At 71.6% G+C, this 15,569-nt stretch carries 14 protein-coding genes; 13 read left to right on the plus strand and 1 reads right to left on the minus strand.

Annotated elements, in window-relative coordinates:
• Nucleotides 1-9: 9 nt before the first annotated feature.
• Entirely contained in the window at nucleotides 10-1,098 is a 1,089-nt protein-coding gene (locus FM112_RS10720) for a polyprenyl synthetase family protein (protein ID WP_254910458.1), read from the minus strand.
• A gap of 84 nt (nucleotides 1,099-1,182) precedes the next feature.
• Here FM112_RS10720 and FM112_RS10725 point away from each other — a divergent pair, with 84 nt between their 5' ends.
• From FM112_RS10725 to FM112_RS10785, 13 genes are all read left to right on the plus strand, one after another.
• Nucleotides 1,183-1,584 (plus strand): DUF3040 domain-containing protein, encoded by a 402-nt coding sequence (locus tag FM112_RS10725; protein WP_087007340.1) that lies wholly within the window; start codon nucleotides 1,183-1,185, stop codon nucleotides 1,582-1,584.
• A 260-nt stretch (nucleotides 1,585-1,844) separates the two neighbouring features.
• The gene (gene mraZ / locus FM112_RS10730; RefSeq protein ID WP_087007342.1) at nucleotides 1,845-2,276 is read left to right on the plus strand and encodes a division/cell wall cluster transcriptional repressor MraZ; all 432 of its coding nucleotides are present in this window, start codon (nucleotides 1,845-1,847) and stop codon (nucleotides 2,274-2,276) included.
• A gap of 127 nt (nucleotides 2,277-2,403) precedes the next feature.
• The gene (gene rsmH / locus FM112_RS10735) at nucleotides 2,404-3,372 is read left to right on the plus strand and encodes a 16S rRNA (cytosine(1402)-N(4))-methyltransferase RsmH (RefSeq protein WP_087007344.1); all 969 of its coding nucleotides are present in this window, start codon (nucleotides 2,404-2,406) and stop codon (nucleotides 3,370-3,372) included.
• Nucleotides 3,369-3,923: a hypothetical protein gene (locus FM112_RS10740; RefSeq protein ID WP_087007346.1), complete on the plus strand. Its 555-nt coding sequence runs from the start codon at nucleotides 3,369-3,371 to the stop codon at nucleotides 3,921-3,923. Before rsmH ends, FM112_RS10740 begins: the two co-directional genes overlap by 4 nt.
• 41 nt (nucleotides 3,924-3,964) lie before the next feature.
• Nucleotides 3,965-5,749: a penicillin-binding protein 2 gene (locus FM112_RS10745; RefSeq protein WP_087007348.1), complete on the plus strand. Its 1,785-nt coding sequence runs from the start codon at nucleotides 3,965-3,967 to the stop codon at nucleotides 5,747-5,749.
• 16 nt (nucleotides 5,750-5,765) lie between these two features.
• Nucleotides 5,766-6,851, plus strand: a complete 1,086-nt coding sequence (locus tag FM112_RS10750) for a Mur ligase family protein (RefSeq protein ID WP_087007350.1) — start codon at nucleotides 5,766-5,768, stop codon at nucleotides 6,849-6,851.
• Nucleotides 6,848-8,266, plus strand: coding sequence for a UDP-N-acetylmuramoyl-tripeptide--D-alanyl-D-alanine ligase (gene murF, locus FM112_RS10755; protein WP_087007352.1), 1,419 nt, complete (start codon nucleotides 6,848-6,850; stop codon nucleotides 8,264-8,266). Before FM112_RS10750 ends, murF begins: the two co-directional genes overlap by 4 nt.
• Nucleotides 8,263-9,372, plus strand: coding sequence for a phospho-N-acetylmuramoyl-pentapeptide-transferase (gene mraY / locus FM112_RS10760; protein ID WP_087007354.1), 1,110 nt, complete (start codon nucleotides 8,263-8,265; stop codon nucleotides 9,370-9,372). Before murF ends, mraY begins: the two co-directional genes overlap by 4 nt.
• A complete protein-coding gene (murD, locus tag FM112_RS10765; RefSeq protein WP_087007356.1) occupies nucleotides 9,372-10,898 on the plus strand; it encodes a UDP-N-acetylmuramoyl-L-alanine--D-glutamate ligase in 1,527 nt (508 codons plus the stop codon). Before mraY ends, murD begins: the two co-directional genes overlap by 1 nt.
• A complete protein-coding gene (gene ftsW / locus FM112_RS10770) occupies nucleotides 10,849-12,144 on the plus strand; it encodes a putative lipid II flippase FtsW (RefSeq protein WP_087007358.1) in 1,296 nt (431 codons plus the stop codon). The genes murD and ftsW overlap by 50 nt, the downstream gene beginning before the upstream one ends.
• Entirely contained in the window at nucleotides 12,141-13,223 is a 1,083-nt protein-coding gene (locus tag FM112_RS10775) for a glycosyltransferase (RefSeq protein WP_087007360.1), read from the plus strand. Before ftsW ends, FM112_RS10775 begins: the two co-directional genes overlap by 4 nt.
• A 66-nt stretch (nucleotides 13,224-13,289) precedes the next feature.
• Nucleotides 13,290-14,714 carry a UDP-N-acetylmuramate--L-alanine ligase gene (gene murC / locus FM112_RS10780; RefSeq protein WP_087007362.1) on the plus strand — a complete coding sequence of 475 codons (1,425 nt, stop codon included), beginning with the start codon at nucleotides 13,290-13,292 and terminating at the stop codon, nucleotides 14,712-14,714.
• Nucleotides 14,715-14,717: 3 nt separating this feature from the next.
• Entirely contained in the window at nucleotides 14,718-15,503 is a 786-nt protein-coding gene (locus FM112_RS10785; RefSeq protein ID WP_087007364.1) for an FtsQ-type POTRA domain-containing protein, read from the plus strand.
• Nucleotides 15,504-15,569 lie beyond the last annotated feature (66 nt).

Raw genomic sequence — 15,569 nt, forward strand, 5'->3', positions numbered from 1 at the left:
GTTCCGCCGTCAGCGCTCGCGCCGGGCGGCGGCCGTGGCGAGCGCGCGGAAGCGCTCGCGCGAGGCCTCGTCGAGGTCGATCGCGTCCATCGCGGCGAGCGCCTCCTCGAGCCAGGCCTGGATGCGCAGCTCGACGGCCTCGAGGGCGCCGAGGCGCTCCAGGTCGCGCTGCATCCGGCCGATCTCGGCGGGCTGCAGATCGGCCGCCCCGAGCCGCTGCTCGAAGAAGTCCCGCGTCGACGCGTCGGCGCGGCGCTCGAGCTCGGCGATGAGCAGGGTCCGCTTGCCCTCGCGCAGGTCGTCGCCCGAGGGCTTGCCGGTGACGCGCTCGTCGCCGAAGACGCCGAGCACGTCGTCGCGGAGCTGGAAGGCGAGTCCGAGGGGGAGCCCCATCGCCCGCACCCGGCCCACGAGCGCGTCGTCCGCGCCGGCGAGCCGCGCGCCGATGACGAGCGGGGCCTCCACCGAGTAGCGGGCCGACTTCGACGTCGCGACGGCGATGGCCCGGTCCGCGCGCTCGTCGCGCGGGATGCGCTGCCATGAGCTCTCCGCCGCCACGTCGAGGACCTGCCCGGCGGTGACCTCCGTGCGCATCCGCACGAACTCCGCGGTCGCCGCCGCGGCGCGCTCGGGGCGCACCCGCCCCGCCCCCTCGATGCGGAGGTCGTCGCTCCACATCAGGAGCAGATCGCCGGCGAGGATCGCGGCGGAGACGCCGAAGTGCTCGGCGTCGCCCACCCAGCCGCGGTCCTCGTGGAGCCGCTCGAACACGCGATGGGTCGAGGGCCGGCCGCGACGCGTGTCGGAGCGGTCGAGGATGTCGTCGTGCACGAGCGCGGCGGCGTGGAAGAGCTCGAGGGAGGCGGCGAAGGCCACCACGGCCTCGGGCAGGCCCGGGTCCGCGTCGGCGGCGGGCATCCGCGCGCCGGCGGCGAGGAACTGCGCGCGCGTGCGCTTGCCGCCGGAGGTGAAGGCCTCGAGCTGGTCGAGCAGGACGCCGAGCTCGGGCCCCATCGCGAGCAGCGCTGGTCGGTGCTCGTCGAAGAGGGATTCGAGGCGGGCGGCGATGGACTCGACGAGGGGGAGACTTTCAGGCACGCTCCCAACCTTATAAGGGTGCGCGCCGTACAATGGAAAGTCACGAACGGACGGCGGGCCGGGCCCGCAGAGCGCGAGGGAATCATGGCACTTTCTGAGCAGGAGCAGCGATTGCTCGAGGAGATGGAGCGCAGCCTCTATCAGAACGATGCGGATGTGGTGTCGACCACGCCCAAGAGCGGCGGCGGCATCTCCGCGAAGGCGATCACCATCATCGTGCTGTCGATCGTCCTCGGAGTCGCGGTCGTGGTGGCGGGCATCGCGTTCCGCGTGCCGTGGCTCGGCCTGGTCGGCTTCGTGCTGATGATCGCCGGCATCATGTGGGCGATCCGCGGAAACGGCGGCGGCGGCGAGGAGTCCGTCTCCGCCGGGCCGACGCCGGCCAGCGGCGGCAAGGGCGCCGGCCGCAAGCCCGCGAAGAGCGGCGGTTCGTTCATGGGCAGGCTCGAAGACCGATGGGAGCGGCGACAGGACGGCGACCTCTAGCCGCCCCACTTCCCTCCCCAACGCCCCCGGGGCCGATCGAAGGATCGGCCCCGGGGGCGTTTTCCATGCCTTTTTCCGGCTACCGCGCTCCACGGGAGGGAAATTCCCTCCACATCCCTCCCCACGGCTGCATGGCAGTGCTTTCAAGGGAACTGCCAGGAAGCGGAGTGCGGAAAAGGGGACTTGGGGCTGGTCTGTGGGGTGATGTGGAGTAAAGTGGGGGCCGGTGGAATCCCCGGGAGAGCGAAGGAGGGCGGGTCATGTTCCTCGGCACGTACTCGCCCAAGCTCGACGACAAGGGGCGGCTCATCCTTCCCGCCAAGTTCCGAGAGGACCTGGCGGAGGGGGTCGTGCTCACGCGCGGCCAGGAGCGCTGCATCTACGTGTTCTCGAACGCCGAGTTCGAGGGCTTCCACGCGCAGATCCGCCAGGCGCCCGTCACCAGCAAGCAGGCCCGCGACTACCTGCGGCTGCTGCTCTCGGGCGCGCACGCCGAGACCCCCGACAAGCAGGGGCGCATCACGATCCCCGCGCAGCTGCGCAAGTACGCCGGACTGGACCGGGAGCTCGCCGTCATCGGTGCCGGCACCCGGGCGGAGATCTGGGATTCGAATGCTTGGAACGACTACGTCGAGGCCAACGAGGCCTCGTTCTCGGAGACCGCGGAGGAGGTGATCCCGGGACTGCTCTAGTCCGACTTCGAGGACTCCGGCCGTTCGACGCTCTGAGGCACCTTCCCCGGCAGCAGAGCGGAGCACGGCTCGGGTTCTGGAAGCTCGGACGCTCGACCCCTCGAGTCTCGAGCGAATCCGGAGGACCATGAAGGATCACGACGACATCGCCGCCATCCACACGCCCGTCATGCTCGACCGCGTCGTCGCGCTCGTGGCGCCCGCGCTCGACCATGAGGGCGCGGTGTACGTGGACGGCACCCTCGGCATGGGCGGGCACGCGGAGGCGGTGCTGCGGGCCTGCCCCGGGGCCCGGCTGATCGGCTTCGACCGGGATGCCGACGCGATCGAGATCGCCTCGGCCCGGCTGGCCCCCTTCGGGGAGCGCGTGCGCACGGTGCATGCGGTGTACGACGAGCTGGCCGACCGCCTGGACGATCTCGGGGTCGAGCGGATCGACGCGGCCTTCTTCGACCTCGGCGTCTCATCGCTGCAGCTCGACGAGGCCGAGCGCGGGTTCTCGTACATGCGGGACGCGCCGCTGGACATGCGCATGGACCGGCAGCACGGCGAGACCGCCGCGGAGGTGCTCGCCGCCCTCGGCGAGCGGGAGCTGCGCGACCTCTTCCACCGCTATGGCGACGAGAAGCTCGCGGGCCGCTATGCCGCGGCCATCGTCGCGGCGCGCGCCGAGGCGCCCATCCGCACGACGGGCCGGCTCGTCGAGATCCTGCAGGCGGCCACGCCCGCCGCGCGCCGGAACTCGGGGCACCCCGCCAAGCGGGTCTTCCAGGCGCTGCGCATCCGCGTGAACGGCGAGCTCGACGCCCTCGAGGCGGCGCTGCCGCAGGCCATGGACCGCCTCCGCGTCGGCGGCCGCCTCGTCGTGGAGGCGTACCAGTCGCTCGAAGACCGCTTCGTGAAGCGCACCTTCGCGGATGCGTGCGAGAGCAGCGCCCCCCGCGACCTCCCCTTCGTGCCCGAAGAGATGCAGCCCCGATTCCGCCTCCTCACCCGGGGAGCGGAACAGGCCCCCGACGAGGAGGCCAACCTCAACCCCCGAGCCAAGCCCGTACGACTGCGGGCGATCGAACGAATCCGGAGCCGGAACGCATGAGCGCAGCCACCCGCATCGCTCCCGCGCGGGAGCAGCCGACCAGGACCACCGAAACCGGCGGGGCGCGGCCCCGCCTGCGCCTCGTCGAGGGGCTCCGCGGCGTCGCGAGGATCTCGCAGCGCGGGGTCTGGGTCGCCCTGGGGCTCATCGCGATCGCCTTCGTCGTGCAGCTGTGGCTCAGCTCGGTCATCGTCGAGGACGCCTACCGGGCCGATACGCTCGAGCAGCAGCACATCGAGCTCGAGCGCGAGCACACCGCCGCGCTGGAGCAGGCCAACGCCGCCGCCTCGCCCCAGCACCTCGCCTCCGAGGCGACCGAGCTGGGCATGGTGCCGGCGGGCGGCAGCGCGTTCCTCGACCTCGACTCGAACTCGGTGGTGTCCGACGGCGCGAGCACGGCGCCGTTGTCGGCTGTCGAGCCGGATCTCGTGGGCAACGCGGTGCTCGATCCCGAGGCGGAGTTGCGCGAGGACGCCGGAGCGTCGGAGGAGAATCCGGCGCAGCCTGCCGTACCGTCTGAGTTCGAAATGGACTCGCCGAGCACGCGATAGACCGTCCGATGCGCCGCCGAGAATGACGAAAGGGAAGGGACTTGGCCTCAGCCCGCCAGAAGAATCTGCGCTCCACCTTCCCGATGATCGCGGTGGGCCTCGTGGTGATCGTCGTCCTGCTGCGGCTGTTCAACCTGCAGGTCGTGGAGGCCGCGACCATCAACTCCGAGGCGGACGGCCGCCGCGGCGTCGTCTCCACGCTGTGGGGCACCCGCGGCTCCATCGTGGATGCGAACGGGAATGAGCTGGCGAGCTCCGTGGACCGCTTCCACGTGACCTACGCCCCCGTGAACATGAGCGACTTCCCCGTCATCAACCCCGCCACCGACGAGGAGGAGACCGTCACGGTCGAGGACTCGCTCGCGGCCATCGCGGAGATCACCTATCAGGACCCGCAGGAGCTGCTCACGAGCGTCGAGGCGACGGTGGCGGCGAATCCCGAATCGCAGTTCGGCTACCTCGCGAGAAGCATCACGCTCGAGCAGTACCAGGAGATCCGGGATCTGCGCATCCCGTGGGTCTACTTCGAGCGCCTGCCGCAGCGGGTGTACCCGAACGGGGCCGTGGCCGGGAACGTCACCGGCTTCATGGGGGACGACGGCCCCCTGGCCGGGATCGAGCTGCAGTACGACTCCTGCCTGGCCGGGCAGAACGGCGAGGAGACGTTCATCCGCTCGCGGGACGGGGTCGCGATCCCCGGCTCGGTGGTGACGCTCACCGAGCCGACGCAGGGCGGCACCATCCACACGACGATCGATCTCGACACCGACTGGCGCATGCGCCAGATCCTCGCCGAGCAGGTCGAGGAGATGGAGGCGAAGTACGGCACCCTCACCGTGGTCGAGATCGCCACGGGCGAGATCGTCTCCGCCGCGGAGTACCCCGGCGTCGACCCGAACCCGGACGCCTTCACCGAGGTCGATCCCGAGTACCGCGGCGCGCTCACGTTCTCCGCACCCTACGAGCCCGGCTCGATCATGAAGCCCGTCACCGCGGCGATGGCCTACGACGCCGGGGTGGTCTCGCCCGACGAGACGATCCGCGTGCCCGACACCTGGCCGGGCTCCGAGGCGGAGTTCGGCGACGACGTGTCGCACGCGCCGGCCGATATGAACATGAACGGCGTCATGGCGGTGTCCTCGAACGTGGGCATCGTGATGTTCGGTCAGCGCATGGACTCGGCCACGCGGTACCAGTACCTGCAGGACTTCGGCTTCGGCTCGCAGACCGGCGTGGGTTTCATCGGCGAGGAGCCGGGGCTGCTGTACCCGCCCGAGCAGTGGGACTCGCACACGAACCTGAGCATCATGTTCGGCCAGGGCGTCTCGACGACGGCAGCGCAGATGGCGGGCGCGTACCAGATCCTCGGCAACGGCGGCACCCAGGTGCCGCTGCAGCTCGTGTCGGGGTGCGAGGCGGCGGACGGCACCATGACCGAGGTTCCGGACGGGCAGACCCAGCAGGTGGTGTCGGCGGAGGCCGCCGCGCTCTCCCTCGAGGCGATGGAGGCGACCGCGACGACCGGCTCGGTGGCCGACCAGGTGCAGGTTCCGGGGTATCGTGTCGGGATCAAGACCGGTACCGCGCAGGTGGTCGATCCCGAGACCGGCCTGTACGAGGAGGACAGCTACATCACGTCGATGGCCGGCGTCGCGCCGATCGACGATCCCAAGTACGTCGTGCTGGTGACCCTGGCCAACCCGGTTAAGATCACTGGTAGCGCCGCGACCGCTCCGGCCTGGCAACAGGCGATGTCGTACGTGCTCGCCGCCAACGAGGTGGCGCCGTCACCGCAGCCGTGGCCCGAGATCACGGTCGAGAACTAGAACACCGCAGGAAAGCATGCCCCGATCCAGCCTTCGTCCGCACCATCCCCGGGCGCGCATCCTCTCCGAGATGTGCGCCGAGTTCGGGATCGAACCCGTGAGCGACGGCTTCGACGCCGACCAGGTCGAGGTCACCGGCGCGGTGAGCGCCGCGGACGGCGTGGAGGAGGGCGACATCTACGTGGCCGCGCCGAGGTGGGTCGACGCCCCCGGCGAGGCGTTCGCGACCGCGGTGGAGCGCGGCGCATCCTGCATCCTCACGGACGCCTCCCTCGCGCCGTACGCGGAGGGACTCGACGTGCCCGTGCTCGTCGTGGAGGACGCGCGGCTCGCGCTGGGCCACATCGCGCAGTGGGTCTACCGCACCGACCCGAAGACGCCCCGGCTGATCGGGGTCACCGGCTCCCTCGGCAAGACCTCGATCGTCTACCTCCTCGACAACCTGCTCGACGCGCTCGGGGTGAAGACCGGCATGTCGACGAACCGGCAGCGCCACGTGGGCGAGGAGCGCATGGACGCCGGCGGGCTCGCGCCCGAGGCCGACGAGCTGCACGCGATGCTCGCGCGGATGCGCGAGGTCGGCGTGCACGTCGCCGCCGTCGAGCTGACGGACGAGGCGGTCTCGGAGCACCACATCGCGGGGCTGTACTTCGACGTGGTCGGCTATCCCGACGCCGGGACGGCGCTCGAGGGCGGCGCGGCCGCCCGGTTCGAGGCCTCCGTGCAGCTGTTCGCCCCGGAGCACGCCCAGCGGGGCGTGGTGAACGTCGACGGGGAGATGGGGCGCCGGCTCGTCGAGGAGACGCGCATCCCGGTGACGACCATCGCCTCCGCCGCCGGCGAGGGCGCCGACTGGTGGGTCGAGTCGGAGCCCCTCGACGAGGGCATCCGGTTCACGATGCACGGCCCGGAGGACCGCGAGCTCCGCTCCTGGACCTCCCAGGAGGGCCCCTACGCAGCGATCAACGCGGGTTCCGCGGTCCTCATGCTGGACAGTGCGGGCTGGGACGTCGAGCAGATCCAAGCCGCCCTCGACCGAGTCGACGGCATCCACCTCGCCGCGGAGGGATCCGCGGCGCCAGAGAGCAGGGGGAGCGCATGATCCCGATGACGCTCGGCGAGATCGCCGACCGCCTATCCGGCCGTCTCGTCACGACTGAGTCCACCGATGCCGGCGCCGTCGTCCGCGGCCGGAGCGACACCGACTCGCGCAATATCGGCGCCGGCGACATCTTCTTCGCGAAGCCGGGGGAGGCCACCGACGGGCACCTGTTCGCGCCGAAGGCCGAGCAGCAGGGCGCGGCGCTGGCCGTGGTCGAGCGCGAGCTCGAGCTCGGCATCCCGCAGATCGTCGTGGAGGACGTCGTCGCGGCGCTCGGGGCGCTGGCCACCGAGGTCGTCGCCCGCGTCCGCGCGCTCGGCCGCATGCGCGTCGTGGCGGTCACCGGGTCGAACGGGAAGACCACGACGAAGAACCTCCTGAAGGCGATCTTCGAGCGGCACGGCAACGTGGTCGCGCCGATCGCCTCCTTCAACAACGAGGTCGGCGCGCCGACCACCTTCCTCCAGGTGGACGAGGGCACCGACACCCTCATCGCCGAGATGGGCGCCAGCAAGGTGGGCGAGATCCGCACCCTCACGGAGATGGCGCGGCCCGACATCGGCATCGTCCTGATGGTCGGCCTCGCCCACGCGGGCGAGTTCGGCGGCATCGAGAGGATCGAGCAGGCCAAGTCCGAGATGATCGAGGCCCTGCGCGAGGGCGGCATCGCGGTGCTCAACGCCGACGACCCGCGCGTCGCCCGCATGGCGGCCAAGGCCCCCGGCCGGATCGTGCGCTTCGGGCGCGGCGAGCAGGCCGACGTGCGGGCGAGCGGCATCGAGGTCTCCCAGGAGGGGACCCGCTTCGTGCTGCACGTGCCCGATCACGAGCCGGTCCAGGTGCGCTTCCCGGTCATCGGCGAGCACCACGTGATGAACGCCCTGGCGGCGACGGCGGCGGCGTACGCCGCCGGCATCCCGGCGACGGACGTCGTCGCCACGCTCGCCGAGGTGACCCGCGCCGAGCGCTGGCGCATGGAGCTCCTCGTCCGGGAGCCCATCACGGTCATCAACGACGCCTACAACGCCAACCCCAACTCGATGGCCGCGGCGCTCCGCACGCTCGCGCAGATCGCCCGGCCCGGGCAGCGCACCGTCGCGGTGCTCGGCGAGATGAGCGAGCTGGGCGAGCAGTCGGTCGCCGAGCACGACAAGCTCGGCGAGCTCGCCGTGCGCCTCGGCATCGCCCAGACCGTCGTCGTGGGGCGCGGGGCCCGGCCGCTCTACCTGGCGGCGGTGGCGCAGGGGAGCTGGGATAATGAGGCGACGTTCGTCGAGGACGCGGATGAGGCCTTCGACTTCCTCCGCGACTACCTGCGCAGCGGGGACCTCGTGCTCGTGAAATCCTCCAACTCGGCCGGCCTGCGGGTACTGGGCGACCGGATCGGAGACTATGTGAAGGGACTCCTCGCTTGATCGCAATACTCGCGGCCGGTGCAATCGGCATGCTGTTCACGCTCTTGCTCACGCCGGTGTTCATCAAGATGTTCAACCGGCTCCGCTGGGGGCAGTACATCCGCGAGGACGGGCCCAAGGAGCACTACGCGAAGCGGGGCACGCCCACGATGGGCGGCATCGTGTTCGTCCTCGGCGCCACCGTGGCCTACTTCGCGGCCACGCTGCTGACCGGGGAGCTGCCCACGGCTGCGGGGCTCGTCGTCGTGTTCATGATGCTCGGCCACGCCCTGATCGGCTTCATCGACGACTTCCTCAAGGTGCGCAAGCACCAGTCGCTCGGCCTCGGCGGCTGGCAGAAGATCCTCGGCCAGGTCATCGTCTCGTCGATCTTCGCCCTCATCGGGCTCCAGTTCGCAAACGAGCAGGGCATCCCGCTCGTCTCGAGCTCGATCTCGATCATCCGCGACACCGGCTTCGACTTCATGATGTTCGGAGCCGTCATCGGGACGATCCTCGTGGTGCTGTGGATCGTGCTCATCACCACCGCCACCTCGAACGCCGTGAACGTCACCGACGGGCTCGACGGCCTCGCCACCGGCGCCTCCATCTTCGCGATCGGCTCCTACGGCGTCATCGGCTACTGGCAGTTCAACCAGGCCTGCGGCACCGACCGGCTCAACCCCTCGGTGGTCCAGGCCTGCTACGAGGTGTACGCGCCGCTGGACCTCTCGATCGTCGCGGCCGCCATCGTCGGCGCCCTCGTCGGCTTCCTCTGGTGGAACACCTCGCCCGCGCAGCTGTTCATGGGCGACACCGGCTCGCTCGCGCTGGGCGGCGCGCTCGCCGCGTTCGCGATCCTCACCCGCACCGAGCTGCTGCTCGTGGTCATCGCGGGCCTGTTCGTGATCGACACGGGCTCGGTCATCGTGCAGCGCCTGTACTTCAAGCTCACCGGCGGCAGGCGCATCTTCCTGATGAGCCCCATCCACCATCATTACGAGCTCAAGGGCTGGGCCGAGCAGACCGTGGTCGTGCGCTTCTGGATCATCGGCGGCCTCTTCGCCGTGATCGGCGTCGCGCTCTTCTACGCCGAGTGGTCGCTCATGAGTGGGGTGCTCACCTGATGGCCGCGCCGCTCGATGCGCTCACGAGCTGGCACGCGGACTGGAAGGGGCTGCGCGTCGCGGTGCTCGGCCTCGGCATGACCGGCTTCTCGGTGGCCGACACCCTCGCCGAGCTCGGCTGCGAGGTGCTCGTGGTCGCCGGCGCGCCCGACGCCGACCGCGAGCAGATCCTGCAGGTGCTCGGCGTGCCCGTGGTCATCGCGGAGGACGCCGACGCGGTGCCGGACCGGCTGCGCGGGTTCGGCGCCGACCTGGTGATCGCCTCGCCCGGCTATCCGCCCCACCACGCGCTGCTGCGCTGGGCCGCCGCGGAGGGCGTCCCGGTGTGGGGCGATATCGAGCTCGCGTGGCGGCTGCGCGACAAGGTCGGCGCGCCCTCCGAGTGGGTGCTCGTGACGGGGACCAATGGCAAGACCACCACCACCCAGCTGGCCGCGCACATGATCGCCGCGGGCGGCGCGCGGGTCGCGCCGGCCGGGAACATCGGCATCCCGGTGCTCGACGCGGTCCGCGACCCCGAGGGGTTCGACGTGCTGGTGGTCGAGATCTCGAGCTATCAGCTCCACCACATCCGCACCGTGTCGCCGTGGGCGGCGGTCGTGCTCAACGTGGCCCGCGATCACATCGACTGGCACGGCTCGTACGAGGCCTACCGCGAGGCGAAGGGGCGCGCCTACGAGCGCACCCGGGTCGCCTGCGTCTACAACCTCGCCGATGAGACCACCCGGCGCCTCGTCGAGGAGGCCGACGTGGCGGAGGGCGCCCGCGCGATCGGGTTCGGCGTGGACGTCCCCGCCGTGAGCGACTTCGGGGTGGTCGACGGGATCCTCGTCGACCGCGCGTTCCTGGCGGAGCGGCGCTCGAACGCGCTCGAGCTCGCGACGCTCGACGACCTCCGCGAGCGGGGGCTCGGCGCGCGGCACCTCGTGGAGGACGTGCTCGCGGCGGCCGCCCTCGCGCGCTCGCTCGACGTGCCGCCCGCGGCCATCCGCGAGGCCATCCGCAGCTTCTCCCCGGACGCGCACCGCAACGAGCGGGTGCTCGAGTCCGAGGAGATCCTCTGGATCGACGACTCCAAGGCGACCAACGCCCATGCGGCGGACGCCTCGCTGCGGGCCTACCGCTCGGTCGTCTGGGTGCTCGGCGGGCTGCTCAAGGGCGTGGACATCTCGCCCCTCATCGCCGAGCACGCGGGCCGGCTCCGCGCGGCGATCCTCATCGGCGCCGACCGCCGGCCCCTCCTCGAGGCGTTCGCGCAACACGCGCCCGGCGTGCCGGTGATCGAGGTGGACGTGAGCGACACTGATGCGGTGATGCCGCGGGCCGCCGCCGAGGCGCGCCGGCTCGCGCAGGCGGGGGACACCGTGCTCCTCGCCCCGGCCGCCGCCTCCATGGACCAGTTCGCGAGCTATTCCGATCGCGGCGACCGCTTCCAGCGGGCCGTCCTCGAATCGACAGGGAAGGGAGTGGACGACGATGCAGACCACTCCGAGACGACCGGGGACGGGAGCGGCCACGGCGCCTGAGCGCGAGGGCGTGCAGACCCTCGCGGAGGCGCCGAAGGGCCGCTCCTTCCGGGTCCGGCTCCCCAAGGCGGATACGCCCGCGAACCTGAACAGCACGCTGCTCGTCGCGATCGTGCTGCTGCTGGTGGGCTTCGGGCTCATGATGGTGCTCTCGAGCTCGGCGGTCGAGGAGTTCGCCGCCGGCCGGGCCTTCTCCTCGAAGTTCCTCCGGCAGGCGATCTTCGCCGCCATCGGGTTCCCCGTCATGTACGCGATCTCGCGCATCCCGCTGCAGTGGCTCACCGGCAACTTCGCGTGGGTGGCCCTCGTGGCGGTGATGGGCCTGCAGGCGCTCGTGTTCACGCCCCTCGGCGTGGAGATCAACGGGAACCGGGCGTGGCTGGACTTCGGCGTCACCACCGCGCAGCCGGCCGAGTTCGCGAAGCTGGCGCTGTGCCTGTGGCTCGGCATGATGACCATCCGGCTCGGCCGCCGCATGGACGACTGGAAGCAGGTCTGGCTCCCGATGGGCGGCCCGGTGCTCGTCGTGCTCGCGCTCGCCATGCTCGGCAAGGACCTCGGCACCGTGATGGTCATGGGCGCGGTGGTCCTCGGCGCCCTCTGGTTCGGGGGCATGAAGATCCGCTACCTCGTCACGGCCGGGATCCTCGCCGTCGGCGGCGCGATCGCGATGGCGATCATCTCGCCGAACCGCGTGGCGCGCATCACCTCCTTCTTCGAGGGGGACTGCGACTACGAGGGGCTCTGCTGGCAGACGGCCCACGGCTTCTACGCGCTGGCGAGCGGCGGCGTCTTCGGGCAGGGGCTCGGCAACTCCACGGCGAAGTGGTCGTGGCTGCCCGAGGCCGACAACGACTACATCTTCGCGATCATCGGCGAGGAGTTCGGACTGCTCGGCTGCGCCGCGGTCGTGCTGATGTTCGCCGCGCTCGGGCTCGTGCTGGTCCGCATCTGGCGCCAGACCGAGAACCCCGCCGGCCGGGTGATCGTCGGCGGCGTCTTCTCCTGGCTCATGTTCCAGGCGTTCGTGAACATCGCCGTGGTCATCGGCCTCCTGCCGGTGCTCGGCGTGCCGCTGCCCTTCCTCTCCTCGGGCGGCTCGGCGCTCGTCACGACGCTGGCCGCCATCGGGCTGGTCCTCGCGGTGACCCGTGAGAACGCGGCCCGCGAGCCCGACCGGGCCCCGACCCGATCCACCGCACCGGGGCGCGGGCCCCGGTCCACGAGAAAGCGACACACCGCATGAGCATCTATCTCCTCGCCGGCGGCGGCACGGCCGGGCACGTCAACCCCCTGCTGGCCACGGCGGATGCGATCCGCGCGGAGCATCCCGAGGCCGAGATCGTCGTGCTCGGCACCCGGGAGGGGCTCGAGTCGAGGCTCGTGCCCGAACGGGGGTACGAGCTCCTCACCGTCGACAAGGTGCCCTTCCCGCGTCGCCCGGATCTCGCGGCCCTCCGCTTCCCCGCACGGTTCCGGAAGGCGGTGCGGGCCGCGCGCCGCATCATCGCGGAGCGGGGCGTGGACGTCGTCGTGGGCTTCGGCGGCTTCGCCTCGACCCCCGCGTACGTGGCTGCCCGCGGGCGGGTGCCCGTGGTCGTGCACGAGGCGAACACCCTGCCCGGGCTCGCGAACAAGCTCGGCGCGCGCTGGGCGGCGGCGACCGCGATGGTGTTCGAGAACACGCCGCTGCGCGGGGGCCGGGTGGTCGGCATGCCGCTGCGCCGCGAGATCGCGGACCTCGACCGGGCGGCCGCCCGGGACGAGGCGATCCGGTACTTCGGCCTCGACCCCGAGCGCAGGACGCTGGTGGTGACGGGCGGCTCGCAGGGCGCCAGGCGCATCAACGAGACGATCCGGGCGCTCGGCCCGCGGATCGCGGGGGAGCGGCACGGGGAGCACGACTGGCAGGTCGTGCACATCGTGGGGCGGATCTCGCCCTTCGAGGATCCGCACCTGCCCGGCTATCACGTCGTCGAGTACTGCGACCGCATGGACCTCGCCTTCGCGGCCGCCGACCTCATCATCTCCCGGGCTGGGGCCTCGACCGTCTCGGAGCTCGCGGCGGTCGGGCTCCCCGCCCTGTACGTGCCCTACCCGGTCGGCAACGGCGAGCAGGCGAAGAACATCGCGACCTTCCTCGAGGCCGATGCGGCGCTGACGATCCGCGACGCCGAGTTCCTGCCGGAGCCCGCCGCCGCCGTGATCCTGCCGCTCCTGGCGGACGAGGCGCGCCTCGAGGCGCTCGGCAGGCGGGCCGGCGAGCTCGGCATCCGGGACGCGGCGGAGCGCATGGTCGCCCTGATCGACGGCACGCTACGCTAAGACCCGAATGCGCCCCGCCGGGCCCTCCCGGCCCCGTGCGCACCGACCGCATAAGGAGCACTCGACTTGATTAGTCCGGACGCACAGGCACAGATCCCCGAGCGGATCGAGAAGGTCCACTTCATCGGCATCGGCGGGTCGGGGATGAGCGGCATCGCGCGCATGTTCCTCGGCCGGGGCGTCGCGGTCTCGGGCTCCGACCGCTCGGCGAACTCCGCCACGGAAGCGCTCGGCGAGGCCGGCGCCGAGATCTTCATCGGCCACGACGCGGCGCACCTCGCGGAGGACGTCGACACCGTGGTGGTGACCTCGGCGCTGTGGCCCGACAACCCCGAGCTCGTGCTCGCGAAGCGGCGCGGCCTGCACGTCCTCCACCGCTCCCAGGCGCTGGTCTGGCTCACCCGCGGCTCGCGGCTGGTCTCGGTGGCGGGCGCGCACGGCAAGACCACCTCCACGGGCATGATCGCGAGCGCGCTGCTCGAGCTCGGCGCCGACCCCAGCTTCGTCAACGGCGGCGTCATCCAGTCGCTCGGGACGAACGAGCACGACGGCGCCGACGCCGAGTTCGTGGTCGAGGCCGACGAGTCCGACGGCTCCTTCCTCTTCTACGACACCGCGATCGCGCTCATCACGAACATCGACAACGACCACCTCGACCACTACGGCACCGAGGAGGCCTTCGAGGAGGCGTTCCGGCAGTTCGCCGACCGGGCCTCCGAGGCCGTGGTCATCTCCTCCGACGACGAGCAGGCGCGCGCGCTCACCGGGCGGCTCTCGCATCCGCGCATCGTCACGTTCGGCGAGGACGAATCGGCGGTCGTGCGGGTGGACGGCATCGAGGGCTCGGGCGCCGGGGTGCGCTTCGACATCGAGTACCGCGGCGAGCGGGCGGCCGGGGAGCTCGCCGTCCCCGGCAGGCACAACGCCCTCAACGCGGCGGGTGCGACGGCCGTGCTGCTCCAGCTCGGCTACCCGCTGGCGGATGCGGTCGCCTCGCTGCGGGCGTTCGGCGGGACGAAGCGCCGCTTCGACCTCCAGGGCGTCGTGGGCGGCGTCTCGGTCTACGACGACTACGCGCACCACCCCGCCGAGGTCGAGGCCGCGCTCTCCGCGGCCCGGTCGGTGGTCGGCGAGGGCCGCATCATCGCGGTGCATCAGCCGCACCTCTACTCGCGCACCCGGGCGATGAGCGACGTGTTCGCCGAGGTCTACGAGCGCCTCGCCGACCACACGATCGTGCTCGACGTCGACGGCGCTCGGGAGGACCCGGTGCCGGGCGTGACGGGGGAGTTCGTCTCGCGGGAGTTCCGGGATCCGAGCCGCGTCGAGTACCGGCCGGACTGGGGGGAGGCCGCCCGCGCGGCGGCCGCCCGGTCGGAGCCGGGGGACTTCGTCATCACCTTCGGATGCGGCAACGTGTACCGGATCGTGCCGCAGCTGCTCGCGGCGCTGGAGTCCGCGTACGGCCCCGAGGCGCCGAAGGTCGCGTAGCCGATGGCCGAGGAGCAGTCCGAGCGGCGCGGCGGCCCGTTCGCGTACTGGCGGGCGGCCTTCGCGAAACGGCATCACGAGCATCGCGAGGTGCGGCGCTTCACCCGCGGCCGCCGGCGCCGGCTGACGGGCTGGCTCATCGCCGGCGGCACGGCGCTCTTCCTGGCCGCGTTCGTGGCGATCGCCATCCTGTCGCCCATCATGTCGGTGCGGGACATCCGCATCGAGGGGGCGGAGCGCCTCGACCCCGAGGAGCTCTCGGCGGCGCTGGCCGATCTCGAGGGCGCCCCCCTCGCGCAGCTGCAGGCCCAGGACGTGGGCGAGCGCCTCGAGCAGTTCGATCTCGTGCAGAGCTACTCCGTGCAGCGGCTGCCGCCCTCCGAGCTCGTCGTGCGCATCGTCGAACGGGTCCCCGTGGGCGTCGTGGTCTCGGACGACCGCATCGACGTGGTCGACGCCGCGGGCGTCACGCTGTGGAGCGACGCGGAGGCGGGGGCGAGCCTGCCGGTGATCCGGGTCGAGGGCGACACGGCCTCCACGGCCTTCGCCGGGGCCGCGCACGTCTCGCTCTCGCTCCCGGCGGAGCTCCGCGCCGAGGTGGAGGCGATCACGGCGAGCTCGCCCGAGGATGTGCGGCTCGAGCTGCGCGACGGCACCGAGGTGCTGTGGGGGAGCGTGGACGATTCGGCGCACAAGGCGAGGGTCTTCGACTCCCTCCGCATCGCGACGGCGGACCAGGGCGTGACCCTCTACGACGTGTCGAGCCCGGAGCGCCCGGTCACCCGCTGAGCATCCGCGGGCGCCCCGCAACCCTCAAGCGCGGGTTGAGACGAGTTTCGGAACTCGCGCAACACG

Origin of the sequence: Gulosibacter sp. 10 (genome assembly GCF_900163695.1) — a bacterium.
Classification (GTDB): domain Bacteria; phylum Actinomycetota; class Actinomycetes; order Actinomycetales; family Microbacteriaceae; genus Gulosibacter.

What these genes read in the sequence shown, in the direction of transcription:
- FM112_RS10785 (WP_087007364.1), top strand. Translation starts at nt 14,718, where the DNA reads ATGGCCGAGGAGCAGTCCGAGCGGCGCGGCGGCCCGTTCGCGTACTGG.
- FM112_RS10725 (WP_087007340.1), top strand. Translation starts at nt 1,183, where the DNA reads ATGGCACTTTCTGAGCAGGAGCAGCGATTGCTCGAGGAGATGGAGCGC.
- FM112_RS10740 (WP_087007346.1), top strand. Translation starts at nt 3,369, where the DNA reads ATGAGCGCAGCCACCCGCATCGCTCCCGCGCGGGAGCAGCCGACCAGG.
- mraZ (WP_087007342.1), top strand. Translation starts at nt 1,845, where the DNA reads ATGTTCCTCGGCACGTACTCGCCCAAGCTCGACGACAAGGGGCGGCTC.
- FM112_RS10775 (WP_087007360.1), top strand. Translation starts at nt 12,141, where the DNA reads ATGAGCATCTATCTCCTCGCCGGCGGCGGCACGGCCGGGCACGTCAAC.
- rsmH (WP_087007344.1), top strand. Translation starts at nt 2,404, where the DNA reads ATGAAGGATCACGACGACATCGCCGCCATCCACACGCCCGTCATGCTC.
- FM112_RS10750 (WP_087007350.1), top strand. Translation starts at nt 5,766, where the DNA reads ATGCCCCGATCCAGCCTTCGTCCGCACCATCCCCGGGCGCGCATCCTC.
- ftsW (WP_087007358.1), top strand. Translation starts at nt 10,849, where the DNA reads ATGCAGACCACTCCGAGACGACCGGGGACGGGAGCGGCCACGGCGCCT.
- murD (WP_087007356.1), top strand. Translation starts at nt 9,372, where the DNA reads ATGGCCGCGCCGCTCGATGCGCTCACGAGCTGGCACGCGGACTGGAAG.
- murF (WP_087007352.1), top strand. Translation starts at nt 6,848, where the DNA reads ATGATCCCGATGACGCTCGGCGAGATCGCCGACCGCCTATCCGGCCGT.